This window comes from Lysobacter sp. yr284 (assembly GCF_900107375.1).
Taxonomy (GTDB): domain Bacteria; phylum Pseudomonadota; class Gammaproteobacteria; order Xanthomonadales; family Xanthomonadaceae; genus Lysobacter.
In genome coordinates, this window is record NZ_FNPT01000001.1 from 902,015 (window position 1) to 922,958 (window position 20,944).

General features: G+C 68.5%; 18 protein-coding genes and 8 tRNA genes. 7 read left to right on the forward strand and 19 right to left on the reverse strand.

What is annotated here, in order from left to right:
• Positions 1 to 99 precede the first annotated feature (99 nt).
• The 3 genes from BLV01_RS03655 to BLV01_RS26075 all read left to right on the forward strand — a co-directional run bounded on the left by BLV01_RS03655 (position 100) and on the right by BLV01_RS26075 (position 2,251).
• Positions 100 to 900: an SIMPL domain-containing protein gene (locus BLV01_RS03655; RefSeq protein ID WP_091794108.1), complete on the forward strand. Its 801-nt coding sequence runs from the start codon at positions 100 to 102 to the stop codon at positions 898 to 900.
• Between the two features lies 1 nt (position 901).
• Positions 902 to 1,078 carry a hypothetical protein gene (locus BLV01_RS26070; protein ID WP_175485758.1) on the forward strand — a complete coding sequence of 59 codons (177 nt, stop codon included), beginning with the start codon at positions 902 to 904 and terminating at the stop codon, positions 1,076 to 1,078.
• Between the two features lie 489 nt (positions 1,079 to 1,567).
• Entirely contained in the window at positions 1,568 to 2,251 is a 684-nt protein-coding gene (locus BLV01_RS26075) for an energy transducer TonB (RefSeq protein WP_175485759.1), read from the forward strand.
• 209 nt (positions 2,252 to 2,460) lie between these two features.
• On the opposite strand, the gene rlmH is transcribed toward BLV01_RS26075, so the two are convergent.
• The 7 genes from rlmH to lon all read right to left on the reverse strand — a co-directional run bounded on the left by rlmH (position 2,461) and on the right by lon (position 8,943).
• Entirely contained in the window at positions 2,461 to 2,931 is a 471-nt protein-coding gene (rlmH, locus tag BLV01_RS03665; RefSeq protein WP_091794723.1) for a 23S rRNA (pseudouridine(1915)-N(3))-methyltransferase RlmH, read from the reverse strand.
• 286 nt (positions 2,932 to 3,217) lie between these two features.
• A complete protein-coding gene (locus BLV01_RS03670) occupies positions 3,218 to 5,209 on the reverse strand; it encodes a SurA N-terminal domain-containing protein (protein ID WP_091794112.1) in 1,992 nt (663 codons plus the stop codon).
• 281 nt (positions 5,210 to 5,490) lie between these two features.
• A tRNA-Asp gene (locus tag BLV01_RS03675) sits at positions 5,491 to 5,567 on the reverse strand.
• A gap of 105 nt (positions 5,568 to 5,672) precedes the next feature.
• Positions 5,673 to 5,749 (reverse strand) — tRNA-Asp (locus tag BLV01_RS03680).
• A gap of 104 nt (positions 5,750 to 5,853) precedes the next feature.
• Positions 5,854 to 5,928: transfer RNA gene (locus BLV01_RS03685), tRNA-Val, on the reverse strand.
• Between the two features lie 62 nt (positions 5,929 to 5,990).
• Positions 5,991 to 6,263, reverse strand: coding sequence for an HU family DNA-binding protein (locus BLV01_RS03690; protein ID WP_057948278.1), 273 nt, complete (start codon positions 6,261 to 6,263; stop codon positions 5,991 to 5,993).
• Positions 6,264 to 6,498: 235 nt separating this feature from the next.
• Positions 6,499 to 8,943, reverse strand: coding sequence for an endopeptidase La (gene lon / locus BLV01_RS03695; protein ID WP_091794114.1), 2,445 nt, complete (start codon positions 8,941 to 8,943; stop codon positions 6,499 to 6,501).
• A gap of 199 nt (positions 8,944 to 9,142) precedes the next feature.
• Here lon and BLV01_RS03700 point away from each other — a divergent pair, with 199 nt between their 5' ends.
• Positions 9,143 to 9,796, forward strand: coding sequence for an SMI1/KNR4 family protein (locus tag BLV01_RS03700; protein ID WP_091794116.1), 654 nt, complete (start codon positions 9,143 to 9,145; stop codon positions 9,794 to 9,796).
• A gap of 207 nt (positions 9,797 to 10,003) precedes the next feature.
• Here BLV01_RS03700 and clpX read toward each other — a convergent pair whose 3' ends face one another.
• The 4 genes from clpX to BLV01_RS03720 form a co-directional block, all read right to left on the reverse strand.
• Positions 10,004 to 11,299: an ATP-dependent Clp protease ATP-binding subunit ClpX gene (clpX, locus tag BLV01_RS03705; protein WP_091794118.1), complete on the reverse strand. Its 1,296-nt coding sequence runs from the start codon at positions 11,297 to 11,299 to the stop codon at positions 10,004 to 10,006.
• A 203-nt stretch (positions 11,300 to 11,502) separates the two neighbouring features.
• Complete coding sequence (gene clpP, locus BLV01_RS03710; protein WP_091794120.1) at positions 11,503 to 12,129, reverse strand: ATP-dependent Clp endopeptidase proteolytic subunit ClpP; 627 nt, start codon at positions 12,127 to 12,129, stop codon at positions 11,503 to 11,505.
• A gap of 313 nt (positions 12,130 to 12,442) precedes the next feature.
• Positions 12,443 to 13,744 carry a trigger factor gene (tig, locus tag BLV01_RS03715; protein WP_091794121.1) on the reverse strand — a complete coding sequence of 434 codons (1,302 nt, stop codon included), beginning with the start codon at positions 13,742 to 13,744 and terminating at the stop codon, positions 12,443 to 12,445.
• Positions 13,745 to 14,189: 445 nt separating this feature from the next.
• Positions 14,190 to 14,274 (reverse strand) — tRNA-Leu (locus BLV01_RS03720).
• Between the two features lie 251 nt (positions 14,275 to 14,525).
• Between BLV01_RS03720 and pip the strand changes: the two genes are divergently transcribed.
• Complete coding sequence (pip, locus tag BLV01_RS03725) at positions 14,526 to 15,485, forward strand: prolyl aminopeptidase (protein WP_091794122.1); 960 nt, start codon at positions 14,526 to 14,528, stop codon at positions 15,483 to 15,485.
• A 186-nt stretch (positions 15,486 to 15,671) separates the two neighbouring features.
• On the opposite strand, the gene BLV01_RS03730 is transcribed toward pip, so the two are convergent.
• The 7 genes from BLV01_RS03730 to BLV01_RS03760 all read right to left on the reverse strand — a co-directional run bounded on the left by BLV01_RS03730 (position 15,672) and on the right by BLV01_RS03760 (position 18,629).
• Positions 15,672 to 16,388: a hypothetical protein gene (locus tag BLV01_RS03730; protein WP_091794124.1), complete on the reverse strand. Its 717-nt coding sequence runs from the start codon at positions 16,386 to 16,388 to the stop codon at positions 15,672 to 15,674.
• Between the two features lie 276 nt (positions 16,389 to 16,664).
• On the reverse strand, positions 16,665 to 16,886 hold the full coding sequence (locus tag BLV01_RS26565) for a hypothetical protein (RefSeq protein WP_091794126.1): 222 nt from the start codon (positions 16,884 to 16,886) through the stop codon (positions 16,665 to 16,667).
• Between the two features lie 443 nt (positions 16,887 to 17,329).
• Complete coding sequence (locus BLV01_RS03740; protein ID WP_091794128.1) at positions 17,330 to 17,560, reverse strand: hypothetical protein; 231 nt, start codon at positions 17,558 to 17,560, stop codon at positions 17,330 to 17,332.
• A 582-nt stretch (positions 17,561 to 18,142) separates the two neighbouring features.
• Positions 18,143 to 18,218: transfer RNA gene (locus BLV01_RS03745), tRNA-Lys, on the reverse strand.
• An 87-nt stretch (positions 18,219 to 18,305) separates the two neighbouring features.
• A tRNA-His gene (locus tag BLV01_RS03750) sits at positions 18,306 to 18,382 on the reverse strand.
• A 50-nt stretch (positions 18,383 to 18,432) separates the two neighbouring features.
• Positions 18,433 to 18,509: transfer RNA gene (locus tag BLV01_RS03755), tRNA-Arg, on the reverse strand.
• 43 nt (positions 18,510 to 18,552) lie between these two features.
• A tRNA-Pro gene (locus BLV01_RS03760) sits at positions 18,553 to 18,629 on the reverse strand.
• Positions 18,630 to 18,873: 244 nt separating this feature from the next.
• On the opposite strand from BLV01_RS03760, the gene BLV01_RS03765 reads away from it, so the two are divergent.
• Entirely contained in the window at positions 18,874 to 19,635 is a 762-nt protein-coding gene (locus BLV01_RS03765) for a Bax inhibitor-1/YccA family protein (protein WP_091794726.1), read from the forward strand.
• A gap of 70 nt (positions 19,636 to 19,705) precedes the next feature.
• On the opposite strand, the gene BLV01_RS03770 is transcribed toward BLV01_RS03765, so the two are convergent.
• Entirely contained in the window at positions 19,706 to 20,170 is a 465-nt protein-coding gene (locus BLV01_RS03770) for an Lrp/AsnC family transcriptional regulator (protein WP_217633435.1), read from the reverse strand.
• Positions 20,171 to 20,275: 105 nt separating this feature from the next.
• On the opposite strand from BLV01_RS03770, the gene BLV01_RS03775 reads away from it, so the two are divergent.
• Positions 20,276 to 20,905 (forward strand): LysE family translocator, encoded by a 630-nt coding sequence (locus BLV01_RS03775; protein ID WP_091794732.1) that lies wholly within the window; start codon positions 20,276 to 20,278, stop codon positions 20,903 to 20,905.
• Positions 20,906 to 20,944 lie beyond the last annotated feature (39 nt).

Here is a 20,944-nt window from a genome sequence, read left to right on the forward strand (position 1 = left end):
TGAGCGCCGCCCCAAGCCCGACGGCGCAAACCCCGCACCGAATCACGGTTCGTTAACCGGTTCAGCAAGACCCTTACCTCGTCCCTCAAGGAGTTCCACATGACCCGGTCGTCGTCCTCGCCGCTCGTCCGCCTGCCGTCGCTGTCGCCCCGCCTGTCCCGCCTGTCGTTGCGCCCGCTGGCGCTCGCCGCCGTCCTCGCCTTCGGAGCCGCAACCGCCATGACCGCGTCCGCCCAGACCGCGCCCTACGTCGCCACCGACGGCACCCTGCTGTCGGTGTCGGCCGAATCCACCGCCAAGCGCACCCCCAACATCGCCACCGTCTCCACCGGCGTGGTCACCCAGGCCGCCGACGCCAACGCGGCGATGCGCGCCAACGCCGAGCAGATGGCCAAGGTCGTCGCCGCGATCAAGGCCGCCGGCATCGCCGAGCGCGACATCCAGACCAGCGGCATCAACCTCAACCCGCAGTACCGCTACCAGGAAAACCAGCCGCCGCAGATCACCGGCTACCAGGCCAACAACAACGTCAACATCGTGATCCGCGACATTTCCAAGGTCGGCAAGATCCTCGACTCGCTGGTCGCCACCGGCGCCAACCAGATCAACGGCCCGACCTTCGACCTCGACGACAAGGACAAGGACGCCGCCTTCGACGAAGCCCGCCGCGGCGCCATCGAGAAGGCCCAGGCCCGCGCCGAGATGTACGCCAAGACCCTGGGCATGAAGGTGCGCCGCATCGTCAGCGTCAGCGAGGGCGGCCGCTTCGCCCCGCCGATGCCGATGCCGATGATGGCCATGCGCATGGAGAAGGCCGGCGCCGCCGCCGACACCTCGGTGTCGCCGGGCGAGAACAGCCTGTCGATGAACCTCGACGTCGTGTTCGAGCTGGGCAAGTGAGATGAGCGGCAAGAAGACCGTGCCGGGCGGTTCCGACCCGCGTCCGGGCCGCAGCCCGGGCTATCCCGAGCCGCAGCCGCAGGACCGCGAGGACGCGCACCGGCCCAAGCGCCCCAAGCCCAACCCCGACGAGGGCGGGCTGGAGCGCGAGCCGGAGACCGGGCCGGGCCAGGACTGAAGCCGGCTGCGGTGGCGCAGTGACCAAGACGAGGCCCGCGCAAGCGGGCCTCGTCGTTTTCGCGGGTGCGCAGCGGGTATGGCTGCGTCGCCGCGGCTGCGCGCCTGCATGCGTTCGGGCGCGGACGCGCGCATGGCCTGCACGCGAGTCAGACCCGACGACGCACGACAAGTGGCCAAGCGCATGACCGGCCGAACGCCGTTGCCGGTCGTTCAGGCAAGCTGCCCCTCGCCGGGCTGCGCGCGCGCGGCGCATGGCGCCGGAAATGGGCGCCGATCCCCGCACGAATCCAGACGTTGCCGGCCCGCTCGCCTCGCTGCGTGCGGCCGCCCTGCCCCCTCGCCTCCACCCAAAGTCGCAAACGAGAACCGCTTGCATCCGCGCCGGGACCCAGCGCATTTTTGTGACACGGCGCCGTCTTCAGCTTCAACCCCGCGGGCGGTACCGGGCCGTTGTCACTGCTGCACGACAAACTCAAGGAGGATGCCCATGGTCCGCACGCTCCCGTCCCATCACGCCCACGAATCCCTGGACGGCACCCGCATCGCCGCCAACGCCGGCGCCATCGCCTTCAACGCCGCCATGCTGATGCTCATGCTGGCGCCGCTGAGCGCGCCGCAGTTGATCCAGAAATCGCTCGACCCGGTGACCGACATCGTCCTGCTGCCGCGCCCGCCAAGGCCGATCGACCCGCCGAAGCCGCCGCCGAAGCCGGAACCGGTGCGCACGATCGTCAAAGACCCGCCGCCGCAGATCCAGCGCCCGGTGCAGCAGGAGGTCGCGCCGCCGCAGGAAGTCGTGGTCGACCAACCCGCGCTGCCGATGGATTTCCAGGGCGTCGAGCAGGTCGCGATCGCCACCCCGCCGAGCACCGGCATCGGCCGCGGAACCATCGAAGGCGCGACCCTGCAGGTGCTGCGCAACCCGGCGCCGACCTATCCGGTCGACGCGATCCGCAACAACCTCACCGGCACGGTCGAGCTGGAGATCCTGGTCGGCATCGACGGCAAGCCGCTGGAGGTCAGCGTCGTGCGCAGCAGCGGCCACCGCTCGCTCGACCAGGCCGCGCGCAAGGTCGTGCTGCAACGCTGGACGTTCCAGCCGGCGATGGAGAACGGCCAGGCCGTGCAGGCGCGCGGCCGCGTGCCGATCCAGTTCAAGCTCGATCAGTAGCGGCGAGGCGCTCGTCGGCGCGACGCAAGCCGCCGCCGCCGAACCGGCTGCGCAAGGCCCTCGCCCGAGGGCCTTGCGCTTTTGCGGGAGGGCCTTCAGGCCCGATGCTGTTGTCCCCGATCGCCGCGAACCGGGCGCAAGGCATCGGGTCTGAAGGCCCTCCCGCAAACGCGAAAAACAGCGTGCCCGCCGGCGCTGCCGCGCAACGATCAGGCGCGGTGATAAGGATGATTGGCCAACAGCGCCGCCGCCCGGTACAACTGCTCGGCCGCGACCAGCCGCACCAACATGTGCGGCAAGGTCAGCGGCCCCAGCGACCATTGCTCGTCGGCGCGCGCCAGCGTGTCCGGCGCATGCCCCTCCGGCCCGCCGATCAGGAACGCCAGGTCGCGCCCCTGCCCGCGCCAATGCTCCAGGCGCTGCGCCAGTTGCTCGGACGTCCACAACCGTCCGCGCCCTTCCAGCGCCACCACGCAGGCGTTCTTCGGCAACGCCGCCAACACCCGCACGCCCTCGTCGGCGGTCGCGCGCGCCGCGTCGCGGCCCTTGCCGCGCAGGCCCGGCTCGATCTCCACCAACTCCAGCGGCAACCAGTGCGACAAACGCTTCTGGTACTCGCCGAAGCCTTCGGCGACCCAGCGCGGGGCGCGTTCGCCGACGGCGATCAGTTTGCTCTTCATGCGCGCATGGTAGCCCGGCGGCGGCGGACGCGATGCGCAGGCGCGGCCGGCATCGCGCTGCAATGCCGCGATGACGGCTCGCCCCGCAGCGCTGCGTCGCAACGGCTCAATCCCTGTAGGAGCGGCGCAAGCCGCGACCACGACAACCAAACCACCGCGCCCGCAAGCTTCCGCTGCGCGCGCTTGGGTTTGCGACGAACACGAAACCCGCCACCCGCGCCGCAAAACGAAAAGGCCCGGCGATCGCCGGGCCTTTTCGCTCACGCAGGTCGGGCGAATCCGCGCCTCAGCGCAGGTTCTCCTCGACCACCTTGATCTGCATGCGCTTGCGCAGCGACGAAGTCAGTTCGGTCACTTCGTCCTGCGCCGCCGCCTGCGCGGTCTGGCTGCGCAGCATGTCCATCTCGGCCGGCTTGAGCGTGGTCTTGTCGCCCGGCGCGATCTTGCCGATGGCGAACACGACGTAGCGCCCGTCGGGCAGCCTGGCCTTGCCGGCCGCGATCTTGCCCTGCGCCGCGGGCTGCACGGCGAAGATCGCCTCGGTCATTTCCGGCGGCAGCATCGGCATGCCGCGGACCACGCCCGGCAGCTCCTGCGGCGGCGGCAACTGCTTGGAGCTGGCGATGGCCGCCAGCGCCTCGCCGCCGACGATGCGCGCGATCAGCGCGTCGGCGTTCTTTTCCGCGGCCTTGGTCGCGCGATCGGCGCGAACCGCGGCGATCACCTTGTCGCGCACCTGCGCCAGCGGCTGGGCGCGCTCGGGCGTGTGCGAGACGACGCGGATCAGCACGCTGTGGTCCTGGCCGATGTCGATCGGATCGCTGACGGTGTTGTCCTGGATGCGCTGGTCGGAGAACGCCGCGCGCACCACCGCCGGGTTCTGCGCGACGCCGACGTTGGCCGCGGCGTTGCGGGTCACCGCCGCCAGCTTCTGCACGGTCAGGCCGGCGGCCTTGGCCGGGCCTTCCAGCGTGGTCGGGTTCTTGTAGACCTGATCGACCAGCTTGGCCGAGAACTCGTTGAAGGCGCGCTCGCGGGCGGACTCGGTCTCCTCGCGCAGCAGGGTCTCGCGCACCGCCTCGAACGGCTGCTGCGAGCCGCTCTTGATCTCGCGCACCTGGATGATGTGCCAGCCGCCCTCGGCCTTGACCGGGTCGCTGACCTGGCCGGCCTGGAGCTTGAACGCGGCGTCGTTGAACGCGCCCGGGATCGCGCCGCTGCCCATCCAGCCCAGGTCGCCGCCGGCGGCCTTGGAGCCCAGGTCGTCGCTGTTGGCGCGCGCCAGCGCGGCGAAGTCGGCGCCGGCCGCCTTGGCCTGGGTCGCGACCTGCTTGGCCTTGTCCTCGGCCGCCTTCTGCCCGGCCGCGTCGGCGCCGCTGGGCACGTTGATCTGGATGTGCGAGACCAGGCGCTGCTCGGCGGCCTGGAACTTGTTCTTCTCGGCCTCGTAGCGCTTGAGCAGGTCGGCCTCGGTCGGCGCCGCCGGCGCCGGCATGTTCGCGGCGTTGAGTTCGACGTACTCGATGCTCACGCTCTCGGGCAGGCGGAAATCCTTGCCGTGGCCGTCGTACCACTTCTGGATGTCGGCCGCGGCCACGTCGGCGGTATCGGCCGGCTGCGGCGGCAGCTCGATCAGGCTGATGTCGCGCTTCTCGCCGAGCAGCTTGATCAGGCGATCGGTCTCGCTGGCGGTGGCGAAGCTGCTGCCGGCCAGAGCGGCGGGCAGCATCGAGGTCTGCAGGGTGTCGCGCACGTACTGCTCGAACTGGGTCGGCGTACGCGGCGGAGTGCCCATCTGCAGGCCGAGGATGTAGCGCTCCTGGTTGAACTTGCCGCTGCCGTCCTGGAAGTCCGGGATGCCCTGGATCGACTTGACCACCAGCGCGTCGCTGACGATCACGCCGTCGACTTCGGCGGCGAGCTTGCGCACGCGCTCGTCGATCAGGCCGTCGAGCACTTCGCGCTTGCTCTCCAGCTTCTCGAATTCGCGCGCGTCGAAGTTGGCGCCCTGCTGCTGGCGGGCCTGGTCGCGGGCGCGGTTGAAGCGCTCGTCGAAGTCGGCGCGGGTGATCGATTCCTTGCGCCACAGCATCGAGGCCGGCCACCACGACGGCGCCGAACGCCACCACGTCGGCGCGATCTCGATGCGCGCGACCGCGTTGTCGGTACGCTGCACCATGTACTGCTCGATGCCGACGAAGGCGAAGGGAACGATCAGCAGGCCGAGGATCACGGTGGCGATCCAGCCCGAGGTCTTGTCGCGGAGTGTCTGCAGCATGTCCGGGTCGGGTTAAGTCGTAAGCCGGACAGTTTAGCGCGGTTCTGCGGCCTGGGCGGCGCGGGACGACGGTCGTCGCATTCGGCCGGGCCGGCGGCGCGGCCCGTGCGGCTCCGGCCGCGTCGGAATCCGGGTGGAGGCCGCGGGCCAAGCCTCATCGGCCGCTTGCTGCGAACGTACGTTCGCATCGCTCGGGCGCGGGAATCCGGATGCGCAACCCGGACGTGGCATCCGCGCGCGGAAAAAAGAAAAGGCACCGTTTCCGGTGCCTTTCAAACAACTGGCGGAGTGGACGGGACTCGAACCCGCGACCTCCGGCGTGACAGGCCAGCATTCTAACCGACTGAACTACCACTCCGCGCTTTGAAACTCCGGCCTTCGATCGGTGCCGCAGTGCGACAAAATCGAGGACCCTCACTTATATAAAAAACGAAGGCGCCGTTTCCGGCGCCTTCGACAAAACTGGCGGAGTGGACGGGACTCGAACCCGCGACCTCCGGCGTGACAGGCCAGCATTCTAACCGACTGAACTACCACTCCGCATTTTTCGAAACTTTACTACTAAAACTCGTTTCCGAAAACCCGTTTCGCTCGTCGATTCCGCTTGCGCGAAGGAACCGGAACGGCAGAAAGACCAGCGACTCTGGTGGGTGCTGAGGGTTTCGAACCCCCGACCCTCTCCTTGTAAGGGAGACGCTCTACCGCTGAGCTAAGCACCCGGATGACCTGGGCTGACTGCTTTGGGTTTCGTCGACAGTGCGCTGCACCGCCGCCGAGTTGATTAGTTTACGGCATCCTTCAGCGCTTTGCCAGCCTTGAAGGAGGGATTCTTCGAGGCCGGGATCTTGATGGTCTCGCCGGTCTTGGGGTTGCGGCCCTGGCGAGCGGCGCGCTTGCGCACCTGGAAGGTGCCGAAGCCTACGAGCGTGACAGTGTCGCCCTTCTTCAGCGCCTTGGTGACGACATCGATCAGCGCATCGACGGCGGCGGTAGCGTCGGTCTTCGACAGCTCGGCGGTTTCGGCGACGGCGCCTACGAGTTCGGCCTTGTTCATTATTTTCTTGACTCCCTGTGCGGTTGCGACCGCGAGTTCTGAGAATCGGAGCGACGCCGCAGGAGGCGCGCTCCGATCAAGTATGCCGCGCAGAAGTTGTACTTCGATTGGGGCTGCGCGGTTGCGGTCGTTATACCAGCGGCCTATAGGGGGCGCAAGCTTGAAAGCCAGCACTGGCGCGGCTTTCAGCGTTTTTTCGCGCCCCCTTCGGGCGCCCTCCGACCGACGGCCCGGGTCAGTGCTTGACGTCGGGCTGCGGGCCGCTCTTGCCGCTTTCGCGCACCGCGATGTCGCCTTCGCCCTCGCCCGACGCGGCGGCCGGCGCCGGCGCGATCGGACGTTCCAGCGCGATGTCGAGCACCTCGTCGATCCAGCGCGCCGGGATGATCTTCAGGCCCTGGGTCACGCTCTTGGGCAGGTCGGCGAGATCCTTGCGGTTCTCCTCGGGGATGATCACGGTGCGGATGCCGCCGCGCAGTGCGGCCAGCAACTTTTCCTTCAGGCCGCCGATCGGCAGCACGCGGCCGCGCAGGGTGATCTCGCCGGTCATCGCCACGTCGGCCTTGACCGGGTTCTTGGTCAGCATCGACACCAGCGCGGTGGCCATGCCGATGCCGGCGCTGGGGCCGTCCTTCGGCGTGGCGCCCTCGGGCACGTGCACGTGCACGTCGTGCTTCTGCAGGAACTCGACGTCGATGCCCAGGCGCTCGGCGCGCGCGCGCACCACCGACAGGGCCGCCGACACCGACTCCTTCATCACGTCGCCGAGCTGGCCGGTCAGGATCAGCTGGCCCTTGCCCGGCACCAGCGTGGCTTCGACCTGCAGCAAGTCGCCGCCGACTTCGGTCCAGGCCAGGCCGGTGACCAGGCCGATCTCGTTCTGCTCCTCGGCGCGGCCGAAATCGAAGCGGCGCACGCCCAGGTACTTCTCCAGGTTCTTGGAGCTGACATTGACTGCGCCGTCCTTGCTCTTCTTCTTCGGAGCCGGACCGGCGAGCGCGATTTCCTTGACCACCTTGCGGCAGATCTTGGAGATCTCGCGCTCCAGGTTGCGCACGCCCGACTCGCGCGTGTAGTAGCGGATGATGTCGCGCACCGCGCTTTCGGCGATCTTGATCTCTTCGGGCTTGAGGCCGTTGTTCTTGATCTGCTTGGGCAGCAGGTAACGCATCGCGATGTTGAGCTTCTCCTCCTCGGTGTAACCCGGGATGCGGATCACTTCCATGCGGTCCAGCAAGGGGCCGGGAATGTTGAGCGAGTTGGAGGTGGCGACGAACATCACTTCGCTGAGGTCGAGGTCGACTTCCAGGTAGTGGTCGTTGAAGGCGTTGTTCTGCTCGGGATCGAGCACTTCCAGCAGCGCCGAGGACGGATCGCCGCGGAAGTCCATCGACATCTTGTCGATCTCGTCGAGCACGAACAGCGGGTTCTTGCTGGCGACCTTGTTGAGGTTCTGCACGATCCGGCCCGGCATCGAACCGACATACGTGCGGCGATGGCCGCGGATCTCGGCCTCGTCGCGCACGCCGCCGAGCGACATGCGCACGAACTTGCGGTTGGTGGCCTTGGCGATGGACTGGCCGAGCGAGGTCTTGCCGACGCCCGGCGGGCCGACCAGGCACAGGATCGCGCCCTTCATGTTCTTCACCCGCGACTGCACCGCGAGGTACTCCAGGATGCGTTCCTTGACCTTCTCCAGGCCGAAGTGGTCGGCGTCGAGCACGTCCTGCGCGGCCTTGAGGTCCTTGCGGATCTTGCTGCGCTTCTTCCACGGCACGCCCAGCAGCCAGTCGAGGTAGTTGCGCACCACCGCGGCTTCGGCCGACATCGGCGACATCTGCTTGAGCTTGTTGAGCTCGTTCTTGGCCTTGGTCTCGACCGGCTTGGGCATGCCGGCCTCGGCGATCTTGCGCGCGAGCTCGTCGATGTCGTTGGGCGCATCGTCGATCTCGCCGAGCTCCTTCTGGATCGCCTTCATCTGCTCGTTGAGGTAGTACTCGCGCTGGCTCTTCTCCATCTGCGACTTGACCCGGCCGCGGATGCGCTTTTCCAGCTGCTGCACGTCGATCTCGCCGTCGACCAGGCCGACCAGCTGCTCCAGGCGCGCGCCGATGGCGTGGGTCTCCAGCAGCTTTTGCTTGTCGCCGATGCGCACGCCCAGGTGGGCGGCGACGGTGTCGGCCAGGCGGCCGGGCTCGTCGATGCCGGCGAGCGTCTGCATCAGCTCCGGCGGCAGCTTGCGGTTGGTCTTGACGTACTGTTCGAACAGGCCCATCAGCGAGCGCGCGATCGCTTCGATCTCGCGCTCTTCGCGATCGACCTGCGGCTCGACCACGACCGCGTGGCCGGACAGCGCGCCGTCGCGCTCGGCCACCTCGTCCACGCGCACGCGCGAGACGCCTTCGACCAGCACCTTGATGGTGCCGTCGGGCAGCTTGAGCAATTGCAGGACCTGGGCCAGGGTGCCGATCTCGTAGAGATCTTCGGCGCCCGGATCGTCGGTTTCGGCGGACTTCTGCGCGACCAGCAGGATGCGCTTGTCCGATTCCATCGCCAGGTCGAGGGCGCGGATCGACTTGTCGCGGCCGACGAACAGCGGAATCACCATGTGCGGGAACACGACCACATCGCGCAGCGGCAGCACCGGCAGGGTCATGGATTCGGCGGAAGACTGGGTCATTGGAGCTCTCGACAAGCGTGGGGTGAGGATGCCGGGGCATCCAGGCTCCCGTTATGGGGGTGGCGGCCCGGGAGCGCAAGCAAAGCCCGCCGGGCGGCCCGCAAAATCGACAAAAACCGCTTTGAAATCATCGCCTTGTGATACAAATCCTTGGCTGGGACAAAGCGTCCCGCCCGCCCTCCCCGCCAGGACGCCACCGATGCAACGATTGCAGGCTGCCATCGATCGATACAACGAAATCCGGACCCGGTTCTGGGACGACGACTACAACACCCTGCTGCCGGCCGGGCCGGCCGCCAGCGACGAGATCGCCCGCCTGCAGGCGCTGGAGCCGCGGCCGCTGCCGCAGGACTTGCAAACCTTCTACCGCCAGTTCGGCGGCCTGCAGAACTGGAACAACACCGAGTCCCATTGCATGCAGCTGCCCGACCCGGCGCAATTGGCCGATGGTCTGGAGCACGCCGATGCGTGGCAGCGGATCCGCTCGCTGGGGCTGGCCGACATGATCGTCTACAGCTGGGCCAACGACCGGCACGAATTCGCGCCGGGCCAGGCCTTCGACCAGGACGAGCTGGATGCGCTCAATGCGCGCTACCGCTGCTTCGGCTGGTACCGCACCGATACCGTCGCGGAAAGCGCGTGGTACGTCTACGCCGACGAGGACGGCCGCTTCGGCGCGCTGTACTACGACCAGGACGACTTCGGCGGCGTGCGCCGCGAGCTGCGCGCGATGCTGGCGGCGAGCCCGGCCCGGCAGACGCTGGAGGACGCGTTGTGCGAGGGCGTGGAGCGCGCGCAGCGGGCGATGGTCGAGTGGAACGGGGATGGCGACGAGGACGAAGGCGTCGTCTGATGCGTGCGGCTTGAGCGGTTGCGGGAAGGGCCTCAGCCGCGACGCTTCTGTGCCGGGTCGCCGCGACCGGAGCCGAAAGCGTCGGGACTGAAGTCCCTCCCACACGAGCGCTGAAGCCCCTCCCGCACGAGCGCCGAAGTCCGTCGCGCACGAGCGAAAACCGCTCCCCGAAAACGATCGCCCCCGCACTGGGCGGGGGCGAAGGTCTTACTCGGCCGAGGCCACCTTGGGCTGTTGCTGCGCCGGCGGCGTCTGGTAGATCAAGTACGGCTCGGACTTGTGCTCGATGACCGACTCGTCCACCACCACCTTGCTGACGTTCTCCAGCGACGGCAGTTCGTACATCGTGTCCAGCAGCACCGATTCGACGATGGTGCGCAGGCCGCGCGCGCCGGTCTTGCGCTTGAGCGCCTTCTTGGCGATCGCCGAGAGCGCGTCGGGGCGGAACTCCAGCTCGACGTTCTCCATCTCGAACAGCTTGCGGAACTGCTTGGTGATCGCGTTCTTCGGCTCGGTCAGGATCGAGATCAGCGCCGGCTCGTCGAGTTCCTCGAGCGTGGCGACCACCGGCAGGCGGCCGACGAACTCGGGGATCAGGCCGAACTTGATCAGGTCTTCCGGCTCGACCTCGGCCAGGATCTTGCCGATGTCGATCTTGCGCTCGGCGCTCTTGACCTTGGCGCCGAAGCCGATGCCGCCGGCCTCGGTGCTGCGCTGCTGGATGATCTTGTCCAGGCCGGCGAACGCGCCGCCGACCACGAACAGGATGTTGCGCGTGTCGACCTGCAGGAATTCCTGCTGCGGATGCTTGCGCCCGCCCTGCGGCGGCACGCTGGCGATGGTGCCCTCGATCAGCTTGAGCAACGCCTGCTGCACGCCTTCGCCCGACACGTCGCGGGTGATCGACGGGTTGTCGCTCTTGCGCGAGATCTTGTCGATCTCGTCGATGTAGACGATGCCCTGCTGCGCCTTCTCGACGTCGTAGTCGCACTTCTGCAGCAGCTTCTGGATGATGTTCTCCACGTCCTCGCCCACGTAACCGGCTTCGGTCAGCGTGGTGGCGTCGGCGATGGTGAACGGCACGTTGAGCAGCCGCGCCAGCGTTTCGGCGAGCAGGGTCTTGCCCGAACCGGTCGGGCCGACCAGCAGGATGTTCGACTTCGACAGTTCGACGTCGTCGTTCTTCTGCCGGCTCTCGATGCGCTTGTAGTGGTTGTACACGGCGACCGCGAGCGTGCGCTTGGCGCGCGTCTGGCCGATCACGTACTGATCGAGCACCTCGAGGATCTCGCGCGGCTTGGGCAGGTGGCTGCGCGCCGACTGCGCCTTCTCCTCGAGTTCCTCGCGGATGATGTCGTTGCACAGCTCCACGCATTCATCGCAGATGAACACGCTCGGGCCCGCGATCAGCTTGCGGACTTCGTGCTGGCTTTTACCGCAGAACGAGCAATACAGGATCTTGTTGCTGTCGCCCGTGCTGCGTCCTTGTCGTTCGTCGGTCATGCTTGGTTTGGCCCGTTGGTGCTCAGTCTTGTGGTGCGCGTTGGCTTCTTAATATGCCCAAAACGCCTGGGCGGCAAGCGCCGCCGAGGCTTGTTCAGGCGGCTCGGACCGAGGATAGCACAGCGCCCCGGACCGTCCCTTTCGCCAGTTACCGCAGTGCGATCAAGGGTTTGCGCGCTGTGTCGGCCCGCCCGGCGGCGTCCTTACGAGGCCTGGATGGTCTCGTCGGGACGGCGCTCGAGCACCTGGTCGACCAGGCCGTAGTCGCGCGCGGCCTCGGCGCTCTTGAAGTTGTCGCGCTCGGTGTCGCGGGCGATGGTCTCCAGCGACTGGCCGGTGTGCTTGGACAGGATCTCGTTCAGGCGCTGGCGCAGGGTCAGGATCTCGCGCGCGTGGATGTCGATGTCGGTGGCCTGGCCCTGGAAGCCGCCCAGCGGCTGGTGGATCATCACCCGCGAGTTCGGCAGCGCCAGGCGCTTGCCCTTGGTGCCGGCGGCGAGCAGCAGCGCGCCCATGCTGGCGGCCTGGCCGATGCAGATCGTGCTCACGTCCGGCTTGATGTACTGCATGGTGTCGTAGATCGCCATGCCGGCGGTGACCACGCCGCCCGGGGAGTTGATGTAGAAGTTGATGTCCTTCTCGGGGTTTTCGGCCTCGAGGAACAGCATCTGGGCCACGATCACGTTGGCGACGTGGTCGTCGACGCCGCCGACCAGGAAGATCACGCGCTCTTTGAGCAGGCGCGAGTAGATGTCGTAGGCGCGCTCGCCGCGGCTGGTCTGTTCGACCACCATCGGCACCAGATTCAGGGCTTTGGTTAGGTTATCCATGGGTTGAACGGCACCTGTGGCTGACGTAGGGGGGCGCTGGGTTGCTTGCGCGGTTCCGCCCAACTTGGGGCCGGTCGCGGCGCAGCGCAAGAGGCGCGATTGCCAAAAACGCGGCGCGGGCGCCGGCCGGCGGGGTTGCGTGCCGGACTTGCCCGCGATCCGGGCCGATGCCGCCGGCCGCGGCGGCGAAGGCCCTGGCGCGCAGGGCCCGAGGCGGGTGCGCCGGACGCGGGCCGCCGGACTGCGGCCTCCTCGCCCGGGGACCTCGCAAAGCAAGCGGCCCGCGGCGAAGGCCGCGGGCCGGTGCGATCGCTCAGTTCGGACGGATCGCGTCGCTGAACGACAGCGGCTGCTCGGTGTGCTGGGCGCGCTCGGCGATCCAGTCGATCACCTGCTCTTCCATCACTCGGTTCTGCAGGCCGGCCATCAGCTGCTGGTCGTTGCGGTACAGGTCGATCACCTGCTGCGGCTCCTCGTAGGTCGAGGCGATCAGGCGCAGGGTCTCGTTGACGCGCTTGGGCTCCAGGCGCAGGTCGTTGCGGCGGGCGATCTCGCCGACCAGCAGGCCGACCAGCACGCGCTTGCGCGCGGCGTCCATGTAGTTCAGGTGGGCGTCGTCCGGCGCGGTGACCTGGCGGCCCTGGCGGCGGGCCTGCTCGACGGTCTGCCAGACCATGTTGCGGGCTTCCTGCTCGACCAGCTTCGGCGGCATTTCCACCGACTCGTAGGCCTTGACCAGCTGCTCGCCGACTTCCTGGCGCAGGCGGTTCATCAGCGCGCCCTTGAGCTCGCGCTCCAGGTTGGTGCGGATGTCGGCGCGGAACTGCTCGGCATCGCCGCTGCGCACGCCGAAGCTCTTGATGAACTCGGCGTCGACCACCGGCAGCACCGGCTCGGACACGTGGTTGAGCTTGAGGTGGACGTCGGCGGTCTTGCCGGCGACCTCGGCGGCGCGCCAGTCGGCCGGGAACTCGACCTGGGCGACCTTCTCCTCGCCGGCCTTGACCCCGACCATGGCGTCTTCCAGCGGCTTGAACATCGCGCCCGAACCGATCTGGGTGCTGCCGTACTCGGCGCCCTCGGCCGGCATGCGCAGGCCGTCGATCTCGGTCCAGGTCTCGACCTCGACCACGTCGCCTTCCTGGGCGCCGCGCTCGACCGACTGCAGGGTGCGGCGCTGCAGGCGCAGGTTCTCGATCATCGCGTCGATGTCGGCGTCGGTGACCTCGGCGGCGTGGCGCACCACTTCCAGCTTGGCCATGTCGATGTCGCCGAAGTCCGGCACGACTTCGAAGGTGGCCACGTAGGACAGGGTGCCCTCGGCCTCGCCGGCCGGCTCGATGCTCGGGTTGCCGGCGATCTGCAGCTGCTCCTTGCGGATCGCGTCGCCGAAGCTCTCGCGCAGCATGCCGTCGAGGATCTCGGCGCGGACCTGGGCGCCGAAGCGCTGCTCGATGATCTTGGCCGGCACCTTGCCCGGACGGAAGCCCTTGATGTTGGCGCCGCGCGCGATCTCGCGCAGGCGGCCGCCGACCTGGTTCTCCAGATTTTCGGCCGGCAGGCTGAAGGTCAGTCGGCGCTCCAGCGAGCCCAGCGATTCCAGCGAAACTTGCATATCCACTCCTGCGACCGCGGCACCTGCCGCGGCGACGATGTTGTTGATCCGGTCCGGCCGCCGGCCCGGGGGTGAAGCTCGCCGGCCGGCGGAACTTGCTAGTTTGGCCGATTACGCGCTGGCCTGCCAGCGTTGCGGGGCGCAAAGGCCGGCGGGTGGCGGGTTTTGGGGTCGCGGGCCGGGTTTTGCGCAGGCGTCGCAGGAGGCGATGGGACGCGGCCGGGGCGTCGCCGCAGCCGGGAGCGTGGCCGATGCCGGGACGGAGCGGCGGGCCGGGCGGCAATGGCGCGGTTCGGGCTGGCGGCGAACGTCGTTGTGCGAGCGCCGGGACCAGCGGCCGCGCGCTCGTCGGCCGCAGCCAGGGACGCGGATGCCGGCGCCAGCGCCGGCGGACTCGTCCTGCCGCCGGGGCGGCAACGGCAGCGGTTTTTCCTGCGCGAGGCCTTGGTGCGAAAGGCGGGACTCGAACCCGCACGGTGTGAACCGCTGGAACCTAAATCCAGTGCGTCTACCAATTCCGCCACTTTCGCAAACGCCGGCGCGGGGCCGGGTCCGCATTCTAACGGCGCGCGGACGCAAAAGCCGAGTCCTCGCCGGACGGCCCGGCGGCGGCGGCGGGGAGCGAAAGGCCCCGGCGCCACGTCCCAGGCAGCGGCTCGGCGCAACGCCCGGACGCGGCCGCGAGCCCGCTGCGCGACGCCGCCGCAAGCGCCAGCGCCGGCAAGCCGGCGACCGGCGTGCGCGGCTATGCTGCCCGCCTCCCCTTCCGCCGGCGACCGCCATGCGCGAGCTGTATCCCGAGATCGAGCCCTACCGCACCCACCGCCTGGCCGTGGACGCGATCCACGAACTGCATGTCGAGGAATGCGGCCATCCCGACGGCCTGCCGGTGCTGTTCCTGCACGGCGGCCCCGGCGCCGGCGTGTCGCCCTATCACCGCCGTTTCTTCGATCCGGCCCGCTACCGCATCGTGCTGTTCGACCAGCGCGGCGCCGGCAAGTCCACCCCGCACGCGGAACTGCGCGACAACACCACCTGGGACCTGGTCGCCGACATCGAACGCATCCGCGCGCTGCTCGGGATCGAGCGCTGGGTGGTGTTCGGCGGCTCGTGGGGCTCGACCCTGGCGCTGGCCTACGCCCAGACCCACCCGCAACCGGTGATGGCGCTGGTGCTGCGCGGCATCTTCCTCGGCCGGCCGCCGGAACTGCGCTGGTTCAACGAACTCGACGGCGGCGCGCGCTGGATCTTCCCGGAGCGCTGGCAGCGCTATCTCGACTACATCCCCGAGGAGGAGCGCGGGCAGATGGTCGAAGCCTACTGGCGGCGGCTGGACAGCGACGATCCGCAGGTGCGGCGCGAGGCGGCGATGGCCTGGAGCGATTGCGAAGGCGGCAGCACCACCCTGCTGCACGATCCCTTCGAATCGGGCATCCACGGCGACACCGATTCGGCGGTCAGCGTCGCCCGCGCCGAAGCGCACTACTTCCGCCACGATGTGTTCCTGGAGCCCGACCAGTTGCTGCGCGACGTCGACCGCATCCGCGACATCCCGGCGACCATCGTGCACGGGCGCTACGACATCATCTGCCCGGTCAAGAGCGCGGTCGATCTTGCCGCGGCCTGGCCGCAGGCGGAGCTGCGCATCGTCCTGGCCGGGCACAGCGCGGCCGATCCGGCGATCGTGGATGCGCTGGTGACGACGACCGACGCGCTGGCGGAGCGCTTCGGCCCGCGCTGAGGCGGGCGCCGGCCGCAGCCAGCGCGCCGCCGACCGCGAACGCCGGCACGACTCGCGCGCCGGCGCGCCCGGCGCGATCGCGACGAGCGCAACGGCCGCCGGCGATCGCAGGCAGGCGACGCGGCAGGCCGCCGGCGCGCCGGGCCGAAGCCGAACCGGCAACGACCGGCTCCGGCCGCGGCAAGGCTAGGCCGACACCGCCGCCAGGATCGGCCACTGCGCCGCGCACGCCGGGCAACGGCCGCTGCCGAACAGGTGCGCGATCCAGGCCTGCAGCTCATCGTCGCCGTGGCCCTGCGCGCCGCGCCACAGCCATTCGCCCACCGGCGGCAGCGCGGCCGGATCGGCCGGCACGATCGGCGCGGAGCGCTCGTTCTTGCCATGCACCCATTCCTGGTCGGTCAGGAAAAACCCGTACTCGCCGATCACGACCATCAGATCCGTCGCGCAGGCCGGGCACGAGCCGTCGAGTTCGCCGCTCAGCAGACGATCGTAATGCTCCGCCCACGGCTCGCCGTCTAGCAGCAACACCGCCTGTTGCAGGCAGACGATGTCCGCGCGCGGCAACCCAGGCGCCTGCAGCGACTCGGCGGCCAGCGAACGCAGCTGCGCGGCCAGCGCCGCGTAGCGCTCGCGCTCGCCGGGGCCGGTTTGCGGCGAGGCGAGAATGGTCGCCGCCAGCGAAACCGGCATGACCCGCGCCGACGGCGCCCATCCGCGCGCGGCCTCGAACAAGAACGGCAGCGCCGGATAGCTCGCCGAATAGACCGTGCCCTGGTGGCAGATGCGCGACCACAGTTCGGTCCAGACCTGCGCGGCGGGGTCCGGGTCCAGCGCAGCCAACAGCGCCGGCACCTCGTCGGCAGGGCCGTAGGCGTCCTCCAGCGCGCTCCAATCGGTCATTCGCTCTCCTGTGCGCTGCGTGCGCGCAGCCGCTGGCGGAACCGCACGATACGCAAAAACAGCCGCTCGCGCCGATGTCCGGCGACGTCCGCCGCGGCGGCCGAACGCGCAGCCGGTGCGCTCGCGCAGACACGACCCGCAAACAAAAACGGACCTGCCGACTGCGCAGTCGACAGGTCCGTCGGTTACCGGAATCGCGGCCGGGCCGGCGCTCGCGCGTGCGGCGCGAGAACCGCCCTCGCCCTGCGGCGCGGCCGCAACCCGCGAAAACTCCGATCAGAACACGCAGTGTCCGCCGCCGACCGGGCAGGCCTTGACGAAGACCCACTTGTGGTTGCTGCAGGTGTAGTAGTTGCGCCAGCTGCCCTGCACGATGTTGGTCGTGGCGCCGTTCGGATTGCAGTACGCGCCGCCGATCTGCGCATTCGCCACGCCGACGCCGCCTACCAGACCCACCGCGAAAACCGCAGCCGCCAACTTCATCATCGTCCGCTTCATGAACTTCTCCTTTTCGTAAACATGATGCCGCTGGAGTTTCGCCGGCCTGCGCATGCGCAACGATGCGCGCGCGCCGGCCGGGGCGGACAGCCAGCGATTCTGTCCGCCGTTGGGGGATCGGTGCTTCTCGGTGGGGATGCAACGATGAAAGCCGGGGCTATCGAAGCCGCGCGGCCTGTGCTGCATGGATAACGGATTTCCCCTGCGCTGTCCGCAGATTCGCAGCCGATGTCGCAGCCGAACTGTGATCCGGCCCGACACTTCTCGCGCTTCATGCGGACCGGCCCGACGATCGGTCACAACCGCTTGCGGAACCACCGCGCATTCGCGATCCGCACCCGTTCGCACATCGCACGAACGGCGCGTCTATGCGGCCCTGGATCGCGAACGCTTGCGGCCAGCCCGGTCCCCACCGGGCCGACCGTCACGGCGAGCGGCGCCGATTACTGGTTCATGCACACCCATCGCGTGCCGACCCAGCCGCAGGTGCTGACCAACTGCCAGCCGCTGCCGTCGCATTCGTACTTGTAGGCGATGTCGCCCCCCCATTCGGTCCTGACCGCGCCGACATGCTCGCTGTCGCAGGTGCCCGGCGGGACCGCGCCCGCGCTCGCGCCCAACACCGCACCCATCGCGAACAACCCCATCGCGATGCCCTTGATCGTCATGTTCATGGATCCAGTCTCCCTTGTTCTGAATGGCCTGCGGCTGCGTTGCCCAGACTCGCTGCGTCCGGTCGGTGTCCCTGCGTCTAAGGCTGGCGCGACAACGCTAGTCGGTGAGCGTGTCGCGCGCACGCTGCGAGGCACAAAAATTGCGCCGAGAGGCCGCGCTGCGCACACGCACGATGAGGATGCAGCGCGGGGTTTGAGCGGCATCTCGCTTCGATGCGTTCGCGCGATGGCCGCTGTTCGAGGGCGGCAACGGTGCGTCGATGGCTGCGCGCGACTGCACATGCGGCGCGGACGAGGTCCAAACGTTGCGGCCGGATCGATGACTTGCGCAACGAGTACGACCTGCGCGATTCGGAGCGCGGCGCGGTCGGCGACGGCACGCGCGGCAATCGAAAGCGCAGTCGCCGCAGCGCCGGGCGAGCGCTCGCGAGTGGCGGCCGATGCAAACGGATCGACTCGCATCGCCCTCGCGCGGTCGTCCCGTCCGCGTCAGCGAGGAACCCGCGCGGAAACGCCCGCGAACGCTTTTCGCGAGGCAAAGAAAAAGGGACCTGGCATCGCTGCCAAGTCCCTTCTCTTTATTGGTGGGCCGTCAAGGATTCGAACCTTGGACCTATTGATTAAGAGTCAACTGCTCTACCAACTGAGCTAACGGCCCGGTAAAACCGAGGAGCGAAATCTTACACAACAACTTCGCTCCGCACAACACTTTCGTTACAACAAATTCCGTCGCAACGATTTTGATTGGGGTGGCTGAGGGGACTCGAACCCCCGACATCTGGAATCACAATCCAGTACTCTAACCAGCTGAGCTACAGCCACCACAGAAACACTTGCCAGCTGCGCATTATACCGCACAGCGCTTGCGAATTTGGCGCGCCCGGCAGGAATCGAACCTGCAACCACCGGCTTAGAAGGCCGGTGCTCTATCCGGTTGAGCTACGGGCGCCAGGAAAGTCGAATCTTAACTGACGGCCGGCCTGGACGATGGATGGTCGGGGCAGAGGGATTCGAACCCACGACATCCAGCTCCCAAAGCTGGCGCTCTACCAGGCTGAGCTATACCCCGGAACCGGGACTTCCGAAGCGCGCCAACGCCGCGAAAGGCCGCATAGTTTCGTCGCGGTTACCTGAACTGTCAATCCTGTCGCGCAATCCGCCCGCGCCGCCGGTCCGCGCCCGGCGGTCGCACACTTGGAAACATCCTGCCGCGGCCGGCCGCAAGCGCCGCCGTGTATGCTTTCGGCGGTCAGAAATCATTCTCATCCGCCGGCGCGGCCGGCGGTACGCGACGAAAAGGAGCTACACCGATGATGCGCAGCGGCAACCCCGCCCTCAAGGAATCCACCTTCCTCGACCTCGGCAGCGGCGCGGTCGTGACCGGCAACGGCCAGGCGATGACCCTGAACGGCACGGTCAACAAGACCGGCTTCCTGCTGCTGCTGACCGTGCTCACCGCCGCGTTCGCCTGGAACCAGATCGAGATCGGCCCGCGCGGCCAGGTCTCCGGCGCCGGCCTGTACCTGTGGGGCGGCCTGATCGGCGGCCTGATCATGAGCCTGGTGACCACCTTCAAGAAGGAGTGGTCGCCGATCACCGCGCCGATGTACGCGCTGCTGGAAGGCTTCTTCCTCGGCGCGATCTCCTCGATCTTCGAAGCGCGCTTCCCGGGCATCGTGATCCAGGCGGTGATGCTGACCTTCGGCACCCTGTTCGCGCTGCTGGCGGCGTACCGCACCGGCCTGATCAAGGCGACCGAGAACTTCAAGCTCGGCGTGGTCGCGGCCACCGGCGGCATCGCCCTGGTGTACCTGGCCTCGATCGTGCTGCGGATGTTCAACATCGAGATCCCCTACATCCACCAGTCCGGCATCATCGGCATCGGCTTCAGCCTGTTCGTGGTGGTGATCGCGGCGCTGAACCTGGTGCTGGACTTCGACTTCATCGAAAACGGCGTCGAGCAAGGCGCGCCGAAGTACATGGAGTGGTACGGCGCGTTCGGCCTGATGGTCACCCTGGTGTGGCTGTACATCGAGTTCCTGCGCCTGCTGTCGAAGCTGCAGTCGCGCAACTGATTGCGCAGCAAGACTCGCGAAAGGGCGCCTTCGGGCGCCCTTTTCGTTTGCGCGGCGCGCGTGCGCGCGGCTACAGCGGCAGTTCGTAGCTGCGCTTGACCACTTGGCTGGGCAAGTCGGTCTTGACGTTGGCGATGCCGTTGGCGCGGGTCAGGTGGGTGGTCTGGAAGCGGCGGTAACCGTCGAGGTCGGCGACCACCACGCGCAGCATCGCGTCGCATTCGCCGAGCACGATGTAGCACTCCATGACCTGCTCGAGCGCCTGCATCGCGGCGACGAAGCGGTCGATGGTCTCCGCGTCCTGGGTCAGCAGCCAGACCCGGGTGAACAGGGTCATGGACAGGCCGAGCCGGGCCGGCGCGAGCACGGCGACGTAGCGCTCGATCACCCCGGCCTCCTCCAGCAGCCGGACCCGGCGCAGGCACGGCGACGGCGACAGGCCGACGCGTTCGGCCAGCTCGGCGTTGGCGATGCGTCCCTCGCGCTGGAGCACGCGCAGGATGCGGCGGTCGGTCTCGTCGAGGCGCATCGGCATCTCCCGCGCCTATCGGCGCCAGTTGTGGCAGTTCCTGCCAATAATTCCGACAAACGCGGCATCCGCGCAACCCTGTGCCGGCCGGACTGGCCGACCATGGCGGGCATGGACCTGCACACCGCCCTGCTCTTCTGCGCCACCGTGTTCCCGCTGATCTGCACGCCGGGGCCGGACATGCTGTTCGTCGCCTCGCAAAGCCTCGGCGGCGGCGCCGCGGCCGGGCTGCGCGCCACCGCCGGGGTCTGCGCCGGCTACCTGCTGCATTCGCTGCTGGCGGCGCTGGGGTTGGCGGCGCTGGTCGCGGCTTCGCCGCTGCTGTTCCAGGCGCTGCGCTGGATCGGCGTGGCCTATCTGGCGTGGCTGGCGTTCAAGCTGCTGCGCGCGGCGCTGCGGCCCGGCGCGCTGGAGCTGCGCCCGGCCGGCGCCCGCGCCGACGCGCTGCGCCGCGGCTTCCTGACCGCGGCGCTGAATCCCAAGGGGATGATGATCTACCTGGCGATCCTGCCGCAGTTCATGCGCGCCGATGCGCCGGCCGCGCCGCAGGCGATCGCGCTGTCGGCGGTGTTCGTGGCGGGCTGCGGCCTGGTGTATGCGGCCTTGAGTTTGCTGCTCGGGCGCGGCGCGCGCGGCGGCGCCGGCGATCAGCCGAAACTGGGCGGACGGCGGCGGCGCTGGATCGATGGCGTCGCCGGCGGGTTGATCGCGGCGGCGGCCGGGAAGCTTGCGTTGAGTTGAGGCCGCGGTGCGACAGAAATCGCGTGGGCCGCGGTGCTG